Annotated in this window: 15 protein-coding genes; 6 read left to right on the forward strand and 9 right to left on the reverse strand. The window is 59.0% G+C overall.

Translation table 11 applies throughout. The features are described from left to right. Nucleotides 1–105: 105 nt before the first annotated feature. From hemL to hemE, 7 genes are read right to left on the reverse strand one after another with little or no spacing between them, the layout of a single operon-like run. Nucleotides 106–1,404, reverse strand: a complete 1,299-nt coding sequence (gene hemL / locus FB556_RS11880; protein ID WP_141868002.1) for a glutamate-1-semialdehyde 2,1-aminomutase — start codon at nt 1,402–1,404, stop codon at nt 106–108. 10 nt (nt 1,405–1,414) lie between these two features. Then, nucleotides 1,415–2,383, reverse strand: coding sequence for a porphobilinogen synthase (hemB, locus tag FB556_RS11885; protein ID WP_141868004.1), 969 nt, complete (start codon nt 2,381–2,383; stop codon nt 1,415–1,417). Between the two features lie 15 nt (nt 2,384–2,398). Next, on the reverse strand, nt 2,399–3,130 hold the full coding sequence (locus tag FB556_RS11890; protein WP_246057456.1) for a uroporphyrinogen-III synthase: 732 nt from the start codon (nt 3,128–3,130) through the stop codon (nt 2,399–2,401). Nucleotides 3,131–3,138: 8 nt separating this feature from the next. Beyond that, nucleotides 3,139–4,143 (reverse strand): hydroxymethylbilane synthase, encoded by a 1,005-nt coding sequence (hemC, locus tag FB556_RS11895; protein ID WP_141868009.1) that lies wholly within the window; start codon nt 4,141–4,143, stop codon nt 3,139–3,141. Then, complete coding sequence (hemQ, locus tag FB556_RS11900) at nt 4,143–4,874, reverse strand: hydrogen peroxide-dependent heme synthase (RefSeq protein WP_379985266.1); 732 nt, start codon at nt 4,872–4,874, stop codon at nt 4,143–4,145. Before hemQ ends, hemC begins: the two co-directional genes overlap by 1 nt. Nucleotides 4,875–4,904: 30 nt before the next feature. Beyond that, nucleotides 4,905–6,329 (reverse strand): protoporphyrinogen/coproporphyrinogen oxidase, encoded by a 1,425-nt coding sequence (locus tag FB556_RS11905; RefSeq protein WP_141868013.1) that lies wholly within the window; start codon nt 6,327–6,329, stop codon nt 4,905–4,907. Next, entirely contained in the window at nt 6,330–7,463 is a 1,134-nt protein-coding gene (hemE, locus tag FB556_RS11910) for a uroporphyrinogen decarboxylase (protein WP_141868015.1), read from the reverse strand. A gap of 131 nt (nt 7,464–7,594) precedes the next feature. Between hemE and FB556_RS11915 the strand changes: the two genes are divergently transcribed. From FB556_RS11915 to FB556_RS11935, 5 genes are all read left to right on the forward strand, one after another. After that, nucleotides 7,595–8,959: a glutamyl-tRNA reductase gene (locus FB556_RS11915; protein WP_141868381.1), complete on the forward strand. Its 1,365-nt coding sequence runs from the start codon at nt 7,595–7,597 to the stop codon at nt 8,957–8,959. 49 nt (nt 8,960–9,008) lie between these two features. After that, nucleotides 9,009–9,668: a TetR/AcrR family transcriptional regulator gene (locus FB556_RS11920; protein ID WP_170200464.1), complete on the forward strand. Its 660-nt coding sequence runs from the start codon at nt 9,009–9,011 to the stop codon at nt 9,666–9,668. A gap of 94 nt (nt 9,669–9,762) precedes the next feature. Next, nucleotides 9,763–9,987 carry a DUF3107 domain-containing protein gene (locus FB556_RS11925; RefSeq protein WP_141868019.1) on the forward strand — a complete coding sequence of 75 codons (225 nt, stop codon included), beginning with the start codon at nt 9,763–9,765 and terminating at the stop codon, nt 9,985–9,987. Between the two features lie 180 nt (nt 9,988–10,167). After that, entirely contained in the window at nt 10,168–11,685 is a 1,518-nt protein-coding gene (locus FB556_RS11930; RefSeq protein ID WP_246057458.1) for a DEAD/DEAH box helicase, read from the forward strand. Nucleotides 11,686–11,690: 5 nt separating this feature from the next. Continuing rightward, a complete protein-coding gene (locus FB556_RS11935; protein WP_141868021.1) occupies nt 11,691–12,542 on the forward strand; it encodes a DNA-methyltransferase in 852 nt (283 codons plus the stop codon). Here the strand turns inward: FB556_RS11935 and FB556_RS11940 are convergent. Then, nucleotides 12,539–13,396: a PHP domain-containing protein gene (locus FB556_RS11940; RefSeq protein WP_141868022.1), complete on the reverse strand. Its 858-nt coding sequence runs from the start codon at nt 13,394–13,396 to the stop codon at nt 12,539–12,541. The genes FB556_RS11935 and FB556_RS11940 overlap by 4 nt on opposite strands. Nucleotides 13,397–13,539: 143 nt before the next feature. Here FB556_RS11940 and FB556_RS11945 point away from each other — a divergent pair, with 143 nt between their 5' ends. Next, nucleotides 13,540–15,096 carry an aminopeptidase P family protein gene (locus FB556_RS11945; RefSeq protein WP_141868025.1) on the forward strand — a complete coding sequence of 519 codons (1,557 nt, stop codon included), beginning with the start codon at nt 13,540–13,542 and terminating at the stop codon, nt 15,094–15,096. On the opposite strand, the gene FB556_RS11950 is transcribed toward FB556_RS11945, so the two are convergent. Beyond that, entirely contained in the window at nt 15,093–15,755 is a 663-nt protein-coding gene (locus FB556_RS11950) for a YflT domain-containing protein (RefSeq protein ID WP_141868027.1), read from the reverse strand. The genes FB556_RS11945 and FB556_RS11950 overlap by 4 nt on opposite strands. Between the last annotated feature and the right edge of the window lie 10 nt (nt 15,756–15,765).

Consider the following 15,765-nt stretch of genomic DNA (forward strand, 5'->3'; position numbering starts at 1 on the left):
CAGGTTTGATCCGAAGCGTTATTACTAGTCAGAACAGTTAAACGACAACATCCGCTGGAAACCCCTTGCGTTGAGGGTGTCCAGCGGATGTTGTGTAACGAAGAATTAGGCGGTTGCAGCAGCGGCAGCACGGGCCGCAGCAGGCAGTGCCTCGGCGATTATGTTCATCGCTTTGTCGTCGTGAGCAGCAGAAACAAACCAGGCTTCGAACACGGATGGCGCTAGGTAAACGCCGCCGTCTAGCATCGCGTGGAAGAACGGGCCGTAGCGGAAGGCTTCTTGTGCTTGAGCGGATGCATAATCGATGACCGGGGTGTCTGCGGTACCAAACGTCATCGAGAACAACGAACCGGCGCTTTGGATCGAGTGGTTCACGCCCTCGGCGTTGAGTGCATCGCTGACCATCGTTTGTAGCTGGGTAGAGCGCTGTTCGATGGTTGCATAGGCTTGCTCTGTGGCATTGGACAAGGTCGCATAGCCCGCCGCCATAGCAATCGGGTTCCCCGATAATGTGCCCGCCTGGTAGACCGGGCCAACCGGGGCCAGCAGGTCCATGACCGCGGCTTTACCCGCAACCGAGGCCACCGGCAGTCCCCCGCCGATGACCTTACCGAACGTAAAGAGATCCGGCGTCCAGTCGGCATTTTCTAATCCCCAGCCACCCTTGGCGGTAGCCCGGAAGCCGGTGAGAACTTCGTCCATAATAAAGACCGCACCGTGTTGGGTGGTGATATCGCGCAAGAACTTGTTGAATCCGGGTTTGGGAGGAACGACACCCATATTGGCCGGCGCTGATTCGGTGATGATCCCGGCAATCTGATCGGGATAGGTTTCGAAAGCCTCTTTGACGGCTTCTTCATCGTTATACGGCAACACCAGAGTTTGGCTGGTAATGGCTTCGGGGACACCGGCAGAATCCGGTAGCGCGTGGGTTGCCAGACCTGAGCCTGCCGCAGCGAGCAGACCATCGGAGTGCCCATGGTAGCAGCCAGCAAATTTGATGATCAGGTTCCGACCGGTTGCCCCACGGGCCAGGCGGATCGCCGTCATCGTGGCTTCGGTTCCGGTCGAAACAAAACGGACACGTTCGACCGGCATGATCTGCGCGATGAGTTCGGCCAGTTTGGCTTCACCGGGAGTTGAGGTACCAAAAGACAGGCCGGCATCCACGGCCTCATGCACAGCCTCGACGACGGCAGGGTGGTTGTGGCCCAGCAACATCGGTCCCCAGGAACCGACAAGGTCAACGTAGGTTTTGCCTTCGACGTCGGTCAGATATGGCCCAGAGGCCTTGACCATGGCGGCAGGCGTGCCGCCCACGGAGCCAAAGGCACGCACCGGCGAGTTCACCCCGCCAGGGATAATAGCGCGGGCGGTAGCAAAGGCTTGTTGATTTGTTGTCATATAAAGGCTCCTAGGAAAGTAGTCGAGCGGCTTCGGTCGCATAATAGGTCAGAATGTTTTGGGCACCGGCACGGCGAATGGCGGTCAGCGATTCCAGCATCGCCGGAACGCGTTCGATCCAACCGTTGGCAGCGGCGGCCTCGATCATCGCGTACTCCCCCGAGATCTGGTACGCGGCAACCGGTACGGGCGACATGTTGGCGACGTCGCGCAGGATGTCCAGGTAGCTCATGGCCGGTTTGACCATGACCATGTCGGCACCTTCTTGGATGTCGAGTTCGGTTTCCAAGATCGCTTCGGTGCGGTTGGCCGAATCCATTTGGTAGGTCTTGCGGTCGCCGGTCAGCGCGGAGTCGACGGCTTCACGGAACGGACCATAGAACGCCGAGGCGTATTTTGCTGAATAGGCCAGAATTGTCGTGTGCTGGAATCCTGCCTCATCCAGGGCGTCACGAATGACGCCGACCTGGCCGTCCATCATGCCCGATGGGGAGACGACGTGCACGCCGGCTTCGGCCTGGGCGACAGCCATCTTGGCGTAGATCGCGTTGGTGGCGTCGTTATCCACGTTGCCGTCGGCGTCGAGCACTCCGCAGTGGCCGTGGTCGGTGAATTCATCCAGGCAGGTATCGGCCATGACCACCATGTCATCGCCGACTTCGGCCATGACCTCGCGAATGGCGACGTTGAGAACCCCGTTGGGGTCCACACCCGCGGTACCCTGGGCATCCAGGGTTTTGGGCACACCGAACAGCATGATGCCACCGACGCCGGCGGCTACCGCGTCGTGCGCCGCGGCTTTCAGCGAATCCATCGAATGCTGTTGAACCCCGGGCATGGAGGAAATATCGATGGGTGCTGCAGCGCCTTCTTTGACGAAGACCGGCAGGATCAGATCGGCCGGGGCCAGACGGTTCTGGGCAACCAGGTTGCGCATGGCAGATGACTGGCGCAAACGGCGCGGGCGGTGCGGGAACATAGTGTCCTTTCGGGATTAGAGGCGTTTCAGGACCTGTGCGATGCCGTGAGCATCGGGTGAGGGTGCGGTGGCGGCAAGGGCGATGTGGTGGTGTTCGGCGGCTCTGCGGGTGGGCTGGCCAATCGCGATAAGCGCTGCGACGTTGCCGACAGTTTCGGCCCAGCGGCGCGCCGCACTCGGAGCGGTGAGCACCACGACGTCGTCGGCGGTGAGATTCGCAGGAGTTAGGACGCCATTTTGGGCGGGTAATAGAGCGCGGTCGGCCGCCGCAGGGTAGTCGACGGTGTGGTAGGCCACCACGTGGGTGACGTCCCAGCCGCGCTCGGTCAGGCCTTGGGTCATCGCTGCGCCGGCGGCTTTGCCCTGGGGCAAGGCCAGCCGGCCCGGCCCCGACGGAAACTGGTTCAGGATCCCATCGGCGGAGGCGTCATCGGTGGGCATCCACGGGGTTATGGTCGCGCCATAATAATACAAAACTCGTGCGGTGCCGGGCCCGGTGACGGCAATGTTCGTATGGAGTTCAGTGTTCGCGGGTTCCCACCCGCGTGCCACCAGGGCGCGGATGGTATTGGGACTGGTGAATAGCACCCGGTCCCAGGCGCCCTCGTGGAGCCCCGAAACCATCTCGTCCAGCTGGACGAGATCCCCAGGTAACTGAAAATCGGTCAGCGGGAGAAAACCAATCCGATACCCCAACTGCTCCAGTCCGGCCTCGATCTGGCCGGCCTGGGCGGGTTGGCGGGTCAAAATGACTCTCATCGATTGCCGCGTGCAGGCCCCGGGGGCAACAGGTCGGCGCCGTCGTCGATCATCATGGTAGCGACCTTGACACCCAGCTGGTAGGCGGCAGCCAAGGTGGCATCGGTGATGGCTTCAACCGGCAGAGCCGTGGTGGCTTCGCGACGGATGGTTTTCGTGCCATCCATCGCCGCCACGACGGCATCCAGGCGGAGTCGGCCATCGGTGTAGGTGGCCAGCGCTCCGATGGGCGAAGCACAACCGGCTTCCAGCGTGGCGAGCAGTGCGCGTTCTGCGGTGGCCTCCAGGCGGGCGGCTGGTTGATCGTGGTGGGCCAGCGCGGCGGCTAATGACGCATCCGGGGCCTTGTCTGCCGAGACTTCGACTGCTAGAGCACCTTGTCCGGGGGCCGGCAGCATGAGCTCGGGATCGATGCGCTGGGTGATCGCCCAGTCTAGGCCGAGCCGGTCGATACCGGCGCAGGCTAATACGACGGCGTCGAGGTCGCCCTTGGGTGATCCGGCCGCGGAAGGTGCGTTGTCATGGTGGTGTTCATATCCCTTGACTCGAGCGAGCCGGGTGTGGACGTTTCCGCGGATATCGACTATTTCTAGGTCCGGACGCAACGCGAGCAGCTGGGCTATACGACGCGGCGACCCGGTGCCGATCTTGGCACCCTTGGGCAGGGTCTCCAGCGTCATGCCTTCGGCGGCGCACAGGGCATCGCGGTAGTCGGCACGTTCGGGAATTGCGGCGATGCGCAGTTGCTCGGGTTGTTTAGCCGGTAGGTCTTTGAGTGAATGCACGGCCAGGTCGACTTCGCCGTCGATCACGGCTTGGCGCAACGCCGTGGCAAAGACCCCAGTACCACCAAGATTGGCCAGCGAACCGGTCGTCACATCACCTTTGGTTTTGATGATGACCTGTTCAAATTCGGTGTCCGCCGTGGTCATCGCATCGGCCACCCACTGGGTTTGTGTGGTGGCCAATGCGGAACCGCGGGTTCCAATACGGTAGGCCATTAGGCCAGCACCTCAGCAACTTCGTCGATTTCAATGTAGCGGCCGGTGTAGAACGGCACTTCTTCGCGTACATAGTGGCGGGTCTCATTATTGCGCAGCGAGCGCATCATGTCGACCAGTAGATCCAGGCGCGGGGATTCCAGACCCAGCAGCCACTCCCAGTCGTTGAGACCAAAGGCCGAGACGGTGTTGGCCCAGACGTCAGGGAACTCTTGGCCCAGGTTGCCGTGGTCGCGCAGCATCCGCGCACGTTCTTTCGGATCCAGCGTGTACCAGTCATAGGACCGCACGAACGGGTAGAAGCACAGCCATTTGCGTGGTTTGCGGCCTTCGGTGAACGCCGGGACGTGTTCGGGGTTGAATTCGGCCATGCGGTCGGCGCCCATTGCGGTAAAGGCCATGGTCGTGCCGGAGAGCAATCCGGAGCGACGGATCTGACGGATGGCTTCCTGCAAGGCTTCCGGGGATTTCGACCACATCCACACCATGATGTCGGCTTCGGCGCGCATACCCGAGACGTCGTAGAGACCGCGGACGGTTACGCCGGCTTCGGCCAGTTCTTCGACCAGCTTTTCGAACTCTTCGTTATCGCGTGCGTTCTGGGCATCTGATTTTGCTGGGGCATCGTTTTTCCGCGCAAAGACGGTGTAGGTAGTGAACCAGCTGGTTGCGGATTCTGTACCCTGGACGACTTTGGTTTCTTGAGTCAATTCTGCTCCTTCATGCTGCAGTGAACTTCATCGTTCTACAGGTTGTAGAACTTACTGTACTGGATTCAACGTTAATCCTGTGACGTGCTGGGTAATCGCAGCCAACCCTGTCCCAGCAAACCACGCCCCGGTGACCTGAATCCAGTTACTGGCCTTCGCGGCCTGTGCAACCGCGCGAATCCGGGCGGCGTTTTCGGAAGTGGTGAGCGGCATTGCGGCGCGCCAGCGCACGACCCTGGACGCGACCAATCCGGTGTGCAATTCTTCCGGGCTGAGCCCAAACATCACTGCCGCATCTTGAGTGGCCATAGCCAGTAATTCGGTATCGGAGGTGTCGTGGCCAGCAGCTGTGCCGTCAGGCGGGTCGGTGACTCTGCCGTAGCTCAGGCGGATGACGTGGCGGTGCTCGGACAAAGTGGTCGCAGCGTCAGCTGCCCAGGCCCATTTGGCGGTGACGTGTGTTGCGGCTTTTGCTCGTACATCGGTCACGGCTGGTGAGACGAGCATCCCGGTCCCGCGCGGATGAGCATCAAGGCTTGGTGCGTCGACGACTAACACCACCAGGCTTACGCCGGCGCCGTACTCGGGGCGTTCGGTCAGGTCGGTGCTTGGCGCCAGCAGATCGTAGGCTGCCGGCGCATCGATGGCCAGAATCACCTGATCAGCCCGCAGCTGTTCGCCGGTATCGGCCGTGACGGTTTTGGTTTTGGAGTCCAAGCCCGTCACCCGAGTACCAAAACGCACTTCAGCACGGCCCTCGAGCACTTCCAGCAGTCGCTGAATGAGTCGAGACATCCCGCCTGGGAGGGTTTGGACCGCTGCTCCCGGGGGTGCCGCAGCTCGAAGATCGGCCACGGCTTTGGCCACCGAACCCCGTTGGATGGCTTTATCCAATAGTCCCGGTGCGATCTTGTCAATGTCGACGTCGTTGGGGTCTGCCGAGTGCACCCCTGCCACGACGGGAGCAACCAACCGTTCGAGCGCTATAGGCCCAAAGCGGTCAGCCACGAGTTTCCCTACAGTCACCGGTTGACCTGCAGCGCGACGTTCGACCCAACTGTCCATCGGGGTCGTGAGATCGGCTGCGGCACGCGCTGCCCCTTCGGGGCCGAGAGCTTCGATGACTTCAGGTGCCGACGGATCGCCAGGGATCCCCCACATCCCAAGCTTGGGCGCCGGTACAGCGCCAACCTGGGGCAGATACAGCCAGGAACCAGCTGGATTGGGGGTCACCAGTTCGCCGGCAAGCCCGAGCTCATCGAGCAGTTGAATCATGTGCGTCGAGCGGGCCGCATAGGCTTCGGCTCCGGCGTCGACGACCAACGGCCCTTCAGGTAAGTCAAAGGTCACCGGAGCAATGGCCCCACCGGCCGTGGAGGAAGCTTCAAACACCGTGACGCGATGCCCGGCGTTGATCGCTCGGTATGCTGCGGTCAGCCCGGCGATCCCGGCACCAATGACAACAACGTGGGGCATTTAGTAATCGATCGAGTGGATCAATTCCACCACACGCGTCAGCACGGTGGGATCGGTGGTCGGCGGCACACCATGGCCCAGGTTCAGCACGTGACCGGGAGCCTCAGCGCCTTGAGCGATGACGTCGCGCACGTGGGCTTCAAGGACGTCCCATTGGGCAGACAGCAGAGCCGGATCGATATTGCCTTGCAGTGGCACCGTGGTACGACCATCGGGGCCCGGCGTATTGGCAAGGCGACGATTGACTTCATCAAGACGCAAGCGGTAATCAACGCCCACCACGGAGGCACCGGTGTCGCGTATGAGGTCCAGGATCTCCGAGGTACCGGTCCCAAAGTGCACCAGCGGAATACCGGTCGGGCCGGTCAGATCCGAGATATGGCTGATGGCTTGCTTCGAATACGGCATGACTTTGGTTTCATAGTTTGTCCGCGACAGCGAGCCAGCCCACGAGTCAAAGAGTTGGGCGGCTGAGGCGCCAGCCATGATCTGAGCCCGCAGGAAGCGTCCAGAGGCTTCGGCGGTCCAAGCCATGAGACGGTCCCAGGCCTTGGGATCGTTGTGCATCATGGTGCGCGGGCCGAGATGATCACGTGACGGACGGCCTTCAACCATGTAGGCGGCCACGGTATACGGGGCGCCGGCAAATCCGATCAAAGGACGCGAACCGAGTTCAGCAACGGTGAGTTTGACCGCCTCGGTGATCGGTTCAAACATGTCGTCGGTCAGCTCTGGCAGCTTATCGACATCCTCAGCCGAGCGAATCGGGGCATCGAGCACGGGTCCAACGCCGGGCTGAATTTCCACACCGATGCCGGCCAGCTTCAAGGGAATGACAATATCGGAAAAGAAAATTGCGGCGTCAACGTCGTGCCGACGGACCGGCTGCAGGGTAATTTCGGAAGCCATTTCAGGGATGAGGCACGATTCCAACATGGTCGTGCCTTCGCGAAGTTTCCGATACTCCGGCAAAGAACGACCGGCCTGACGCATGAACCAGACGGGTCGACGAACCCCCACCTGACCTCGATAACCTTGAATCAGTGCAGACTCGGCGGTCGAGCGCTCCGCGTCGTCGAGCATGAGTGGGTGGGTTGCCGGCAGGGCCGGAGTTTGAGAAAACGCTTGGGTCATGTCAGTTCATTATTCCAGGATCCGAGCCACAATGCCTCCACGTTTCCTCACAATCGGCCTGATCACCCCAACAGCGAAACCACCGGGTGCATTTTGTTCCAGCGGCCAAATTTCGTACGATGGGTGGCATTGTGGTGATGTTTTCATTAGTCGCAGCGCACACCTGGTTGGACCTCGAGACGGTGGCGCAGTTAGCTAGCGGCACTACAGAGGTCTCTGAAGCTGTATCTTCCGACGCTGTTTCCGGCGTCGTCACGCTGTCCACATGCAACCGTGTCGAGATCTACGCCGAAGCCGGTTCTGCCGACAATGTTGAACAGGCCGCCGAAGATATTCTGCACACCGTCGCAAAGAACAGCCAGATGCCCTACGACGACGTTGCCGCGGCATTTAAACTCTATCGCCATGAGGCAGCCGTTCGTCACCTATTTGAAGTGGGCTCTGGACTGAAATCTGCCGTGGTGGGAGAACGTGAAATCGCCGGACAGGTCCGCCGCGCCCTCACTGATGCTCGTGAAGCCGGACACACGACGGGTACGTTGACCAAACTTTTTGAAACCGCTTCCCGGACCGCCAAAGACATTGGCGCTCAAACCGCTTTGGGATCGACCGGTCGTTCGATCGTTTCAGTCGCCCTGGATCTAACCACCGAGTTGCGTGCCGGGACATCCGTTGTCGGCGCCCAACGCTTCTGGAAAGATGCCAATATCCTGCTGGTCGGCACCGGCGCCTACGCGGGGACGACGCTTGCACAACTCGAAGCCCGCGGCGCAAAGCATGTCGCGGTGCATTCATCGTCTGGCCGCGCCCAGCAATTTGTCGAAGATCGCGGTGGCTGGGCCATGGCCCTGGGTGGTTCCGAAGTTGAAGGTGCCTTTGCCGAAGCCGATGTCCTCATTGGCGTATCGGGTGGCGAGCGAACAGTCAGCGCGACACAGCTCGAAAGACTGCGCGAAGGTGCGACCCACCGTCTGACCGTATTAGACCTTGCGCTAACCCATGATTTTGACCCGGCGATTGGTGATCTGCCAGCCGTTGATCTCATCACATTAGAATCCGTCAAAATGGCCGCGCCAACCGAACAGCAAGCCTCTATCACCCAGGCACAGCAGTTGGTCGACCAAGCCGTTGATGAATACCTCACTGACAAACGCGAACGTAGTGCAGCCGATGCCATCGTCACGTTACGCAGCCACACGATGGCCGTACTGGACGAAGAAATGGCACGCGTTCGGGAGCGACACGGTTGTACCGCTGCGGCTGAAGAAGTCCAACTAGCGATGCGACGCATGGTGCGCCAAATGCTGCACGAGCCAACCGTGCGTGCTCGACAGGCCGCTGCGAACGGCACCCTCGAGGAATACGAAGCAGCCCTAGAAACCGTCTTCGGACTTGATGTTGCCGAGGCTACCAAAGACCGCCGGCGCAACGGCCGGACTCAGCCCACTGCGCCCGCACACCTCGACACCAGCGAAGCACAGCAACGCACTGCCTAACCGCCGCCGTGGTACTCGGTGCGCATCAGCCCAGAAGAGAAAGCTGAAAATGTCGAAGATTACTGCGTCACCCATTCGCCTGCCACGCGATCAACGACGCGCCCAACTCATCGACGTGGCGCTAGATGTCTTCGCCGAACGTGGTTATGCCCAAACCACGATGGACGATGTTGCCCAGCGCGCGGCGGTCTCCAAACCCGTGCTGTACCAACACTTTGCCAATAAGCGCGATCTATTTTTCACGCTAATCGACGGCCAGCTGAGCTCTCTGCGCGATCGGATCACCACCGCGATGCAAGCCGTTGATCCAGATTCTGCTACCGCAGATGAAGAAGTCGCCTATCAGGCCGTTCACGGTGTCTTTGAGTTCACCGCTGACCCGCGCGGACATTATCGATTACTGTTAGATACCTCGATGGAGAACCCCAAAGAACTCGAAGAACGCCTAGAAGATTTCCTCACCGAGCTGGTCGATTTTATCTCCCCATATATTTTGGATCATTCGATCTTGGACTCGGCCAGTTCGCGGTTCATCACCCGTGGCATTGCTTCCAGCGTGTTATTTATGGCAACCCGATGGGCCGAGGAATATCGCGGCCCGCACCCCACTCGTCCGAACATTCCGTTGGATACCGCAGTTGACCACACATGTCGATTCGTCGCCCACGGCGCCATCGGATTTGATTTATCGAATAATCCCCCAGCGTAGCGAGGAACAGGCTAAGCGATTTCGCTGCCAAACTGATCTAAGCTAAATGATGACAGAAACACCCTTGATACCCGCATTTTAGGAGAACTACCCCGTGGAAATTCGCATTGGCATTCAGAACGTCGCCCGTGAAATTAGCTTTCAGACCGACATGTCGAAAGACGACGTCACCGCAAAGGTTCGCGCTGCAGTCAACGACAAAGCCACCCTTGAACTGACCGATGACAAAGGTGGGACCATCATCGTGCCTGCTGGTGTCCTCGGATACGTCGAAATCGGTGATGCAACTGCACGTCGCGTCGGCTTTATCGCCGGTTAGATTTCACCTGCCACACCACCAGGTAGACTGGGATACTGGTCCACATGTTTGGATCTGAGGAATTACCTCCCGGATGACCGGTCGTACGTGAATGCGTATCTGTTACTTTTGACTAATCCACGATCGGCTCCGCACGCACCAAACGGTGCTGAAATCGAGCTTTAAGGAACTTATTCGATCGTGACAAATACCAATCAAGAAACGTTTGCTGATTTCGACTTACGCCCCGAAATTGTCCAAGCCCTCGCCGACCAAGGTATCGAACAGCCTTTTCCGATCCAGTCCATGACGCTGCCGATCGCTTTGAGCGATCAGGACATTATTGGACAAGCGAAAACAGGAACGGGCAAGACCTTGGGTTTCGGCCTGCCGGTCCTCGACAAGGTCTTGGGTCCCAAAGATGATGGATATCATGACCTGGCCATCCCAGGCGCACCCCAAGCGCTCATCGTGGCTCCCACCCGTGAACTAGCAGTCCAAGTCTCCAAAGATCTAGAAGGTGCAGCTAAGCATCTATCCGCGCGTATTGGAGCCATTTACGGCGGTCGCGACTACGAGCCACAGATCAGGGGCCTGAAAAAGGGCGTCGAAGTCATCGTTGGCACACCGGGCCGACTGATCGACCTTATGAAACAAAACCACTTGGACCTGTCCCAGATCCATACGGTGGTCCTAGATGAAGCCGATGAGATGTTAGACCTAGGCTTTTTGCCTGATGTGGAAACCCTGTTGCAAGAGGTTCCGCAACAGCGTCAGACCATGCTCTTCTCGGCCACGATGCCAGGGGCGGTCATCACCATGGCCCGCCGCTACATGGTGCAACCCACCCACATCTCAGCATCTGACCCGGAAGATGATTCCCTGGTCAAACGGGATATTCGCCAACTGGTTTACCGTGCACACCACATGGATAAAGATGAGCTCATTGCTCGTGCCCTGCAGGCCCGCGGGCGCGGTCTGACCATCATCTTCACCCGCACCAAACGCACCGCTGCACGCCTCGCTGAAGAATTAGAGCGTCGCGGTTTTGCAGCAGGCGCACTGCACGGTGACCTCGGTCAAGGGGCTCGTGAACAGGCCCTACGCGCCTTCCGCAACGGCAAGATTGACGTTCTGGTCGCAACCGATGTCGCAGCACGCGGTATCGATGTGGAAGAAGTGACCCACGTCTTTAACTTCCAGGCGCCAGAAGACGAAAAAACCTATCTGCACCGCGTGGGCCGGACAGGCCGGGCAGGACACAAAGGTATCGCCGTGACCCTGGTGGACTGGGAAGATATGACACGCTGGAAGCTCATCGCTCAGGCGTTGGAAATTGAACAGGTTGAACCGGTGGAAACCTATTCAGCTTCGCCTCACTTATATGAAGATCTTGATATTCCCGAAGGCACAAAGGGCCGGCTGCCGAAATCGCAGCGCACCCGTGCCGGTTTGGACGCTGAACAACAAGAAGAGTTGGGTGGGCCGGACCGCAAACGCCGGGGTAACCAGTCAGGCCGTGGTCGAAGCAGTCAGTCGCGCGGTCGTGGACGGGGACGGCAACGCACACGGTCCGATAACTCCGGCTCCCGGTCTGACAACTCCGAAAAGTCCCAGGAATCGTCGTCGAAATCTAGCCAGAAGCCACGACGTCAACGCACCCGCACGCGCCGGAAGAACGGCCAAGTGGTCGACCGGGGCTCCAAGGGTGATTCCTAACATCAATGAGCGAGATTTTTTCGGGTGACAATAAGATCATCCAGGCCGATAACATGGAGTTCCTGAGATCGGTGCCGGATGAATCGGTCACCATGATCTACATTGATCCGCCATTTAATACCGGCCGCAAACAGGCACGTACGCAGATGAAGACCGTGCGGGTCGAAAACGGCAAGGGTGACCGGGTCGGTTTTGGCGGGCATTCGTATGAAACGCTTCGTGGCGCACTTGCTTCTTACGATGACGCATTTACCAACTACTGGGACTTCTTAGAGCCGCGCTTGGAACAGGCCTGGCGCATCCTGGCCGAAGACGGCACGTTGTATCTCCACCTGGATTACCGAGAAGTGCACTACGCCAAAGTGATGCTCGATATGATTTTCGGGCGCGATCATTTTCTCAATGAGATCATCTGGGCCTACGATTACGGGGGCAAGTCTCGTAGTCGTTGGCCAGCCAAACACGACACGATTTTGGTCTATGTGAAAGACCCCAAGAAGTATTGGTTCGATTCCGAGGAAGTAGATCGAGAGCCTTATATGGCTCCTGGGCTGGTCACACCAGAAAAACGCGAACGCGGCAAACTGCCCACCGATGTCTGGTGGCATACGATCGTCTCCCCCACCGGCAACGAAAAAACCGGTTATCCGACGCAAAAACCCGTCGGGTTGGTACGTCGAATGGTCGCAGCGTCATCACGCCCGGGCGATTGGGTGTTGGATTTCTTTGCTGGATCGGGCACGCTGGGCGCGGCTGCCCAACAATTAGGTCGACGATATGTCCTGGTGGATCAGAACCCACAGGCCATCGAAGTGATGACCCAACGACTTCCGGCGGCGACGCTGGTCGGCGTCTAGTTACCGTTCCATAACACTTTGTAACCCGAGGTTGCTTTGGCTTCAATGGCCTCGACGGTTTCTCGCGAGGTCACATGTTCTCCCAGCCGATTGGGTTTGCCGGCACCGTGATAATCCGATGAACCTGTCACTAGCAGGTCGTGCTGTTGTGCAAACCCCAGCAGCCATTCTTTGCCGCTGCCGCTGTTATCTCGGTGGTACACCTCGACCCCGGCGAGACCGGCGTCGAGCATGTCATAAAATAACCGATTGCTGACCGTCCTACCGCGCACCTTCGCCTTGGGATGCGCAAAGATCGGTACCCCACCGGCGTTGCGAATTAGCTCGACACCCAATACCGGGTCTGGGGCGTAGTGCGGTACATAGTATTTCGAACCGCCGCGCAAAATCGTGTCGAAGGCTGCCGAGCGGTTCGGCACAGCTCCGACTTGAACCAGAGCATCAGCCAGATGCGGGCGACCAATGGTCGATTCGACTGTGGTCTGCTGTTTGACCAGCTCCCAAGTGATCGGGAAATCTTCCGACAGTAACTTGGCCATGCGTTTGGCTCGCTGATACCGGGCGTTGCGCGATTTTGCGATCTCAGCAAGCAGATCCATGTCGGTGGGATCGTGCAGGTAGGACAACACGTGCACAGCGATCCCATCGCGCGATACGGTAGAGAGCTCCATGCCGCGGATCAGCGCAATCTGGTGTTCGGCAGCGGCCTCTTCTGCAGGCTCCCAACCAGCGGTCGTATCGTGGTCGGTTAACGCTACCCCGGCAAGCCCGGCACGTGCCGCGGCGTGAACAACATCCGCCGGCGAAGTCGTACCATCCGAGAAATTCGAATGAGTGTGCATGTCGAAGGCCATAAGATGCCATTGTACTAGGCCGGACCATAATGTGGCAGATTCACGCGCCTTGCAGGCCCCTCTGCACAGCCTGGATTCCCAAGCTGGTCGCGAATTTCGTTATGACACCTCGCAGGTGGTGTCAATCATGGGAAGATAGCAGTATGACTCAACCATCTGATGCCGTACAGCACGCTGCCCAAGATCAGCCCATTGAAGATCGTGTCGAAAACCGTTCTCATCGCCCATCATCGGACGCGTTTAAATCGTTCATGGCTTCTCAATGGCAACAGACCAAAGATATTGATTTCCAGGCGGACACCGCGGCACCTTATGCTGCCCAGCGCCGTGTCACACTCTCCAAACGTTTCCCATCAGACCGTCTTGTCATTCCGGCGGGTGCACCGAAGGTTCGTTCCAATGACACCGACTACCGGTTCCGTCCCCATTCGGCGTTTGCCCACCTCACCGGGTTGGGCGTGGATCATGAACCGGACGCTGTGTTGGTCATGCAGCCAGTGCCCGAAGGCACCGGTGACCACGGTAGCAACCACGCAGCCACTCTGTTTTTCCGCCCCTTGGCTGGACGAGATTCCGAAGAATTCTACGCAAACACCAAGACCGGCGAGTTCTGGGTCGGCCCACAACCTACGCTCAAGGAACTCCACCAACGAACCGGCCTCATCACCAAGGACCTCTCCGAGTTGGAGTACGCGGTCACTGTGGATGCGGGTGTCGTAGAGATCGGCGGGACTCGTATCCGCTTGGTTCGTGAAACCGATCCGAATCTCGACGCGCTCGTTGATACTTCGCGCATCAACACGGGGGTCGATCTGGAACACTCCGACGCTCTCGACGGCGAGTTGGCAGAGTTCCTATCAGAAATGCGCTTGATCAAAGATGACCATGAAATCACTGAACTGCGAGGTTCTGTCGAGTCCACCATTCGTGGCTTCGAAGACATCGTACGGGCCATCCCGCAGGCGACGCAGCACGCACGGGGCGAACGGGTCATCGAAACCGCATTCTTTGCTCGCGCCCGGTTAGAAGGCAATGACCTGGGGTACGACACGATTGCGGCAGCGGGGAACAATGCGACGGTGCTCCATTGGATTCGCAACACCGGCGAGGTCAAAGACGGCGATTTGTTGTTAGTCGATGCAGGAGTGGAAGCCGATTCCCTCTACACCGCCGACATCACCCGTACCCTACCGGTCAACGGGAAATTCACACCGATTCAGGCCAAGATATACAACGCGGTCCTGGCTGCCGCCGATGCTGCGCTCTATGCTGCCAAACCCGGCGTGCTATTCCGCGATATTCATAATACCGCGATGGAGGTGCTAGCCCAGCATCTAGAAGAATGGGGATTACTGCCCGTATCTGTAGAAGAGGCCCTGTCTGCTGAAGGACAGCACCATCGCCGTTGGATGCCACACGGCACTTCGCACCACCTCGGGTTAGATGTCCACGACTGTGCACAAGCGCGTCGGGAAATGTACCTGGATGCGCCCTTGCAGGAAGGCATGGTCTTTACCATCGAGCCGGGCCTGTATTTCAAGGATGAAGACCTGGCCATTCCAGAAGAATATCGCGGCATCGGCGTTCGGATCGAAGACGATATCTTAGTCACCGCAGATGGCGCCGAATCACTTTCGGCGCACCTGCCACGCACGGTCGAAGACATTGAATCGTGGATGGCCGATCTGTGGCGCAGCTAGCGCGTCTGGGACTCGTCTGAGTCTGGTTCGGTGTCCGGTGTCGGATCGACCCGGACACCGTACTGCGGGCGGCCATCGGGCAAATCGGGGATGCCGCGCGAGTTGTCTACAGTCGTTTCATCTTCTTGCTGTTCGGTCTGTGGTGGCGTTGGTGCAGGGGCAGGTCGTGGTGCCGCTGCCGTGGGTTGCGGCCCGAGCACCGAGCTGACCTGATCAGCTACCGAGTTATCAACCACCAAGTCAAAGCTCACCGCCGTCATTGACGGAATCATGGCGTATTTCAGCTGACGTCGGCGCAACACTTCACCGATCACTCCGAAGAGCACCCAAATGACAGCCCCCATGACCACGGTTGAAGCAAGCGTCATCGGTAGGTCCTGTCCCCCGGCCATCATAGAGATCAATAGACCGATGAACACCCCGAAAAAAGCGCCCTGCAATGCACCCCGTCCAGCCACAGCCGCATAGCTGGGGCGGTGACGCAACCGATAGACCGAACGCAGATCACGCCCTACGATAGAAAGAAACCGCGGATCCACACCGGCCTCGACTGCACGATCCACCGCAGATATTGCAGCTTCATACGAACGATAGTTGCCAATCAACTGCCCTTGCGGCAGCGGGGATCCAATGTGTGCTCCGGGTCCAAACATACTCATAGAGTCTATT

This window comes from Enteractinococcus coprophilus (assembly GCF_006716305.1).
Lineage (GTDB): Bacteria > Actinomycetota > Actinomycetes > Actinomycetales > Micrococcaceae > Yaniella > Yaniella coprophila.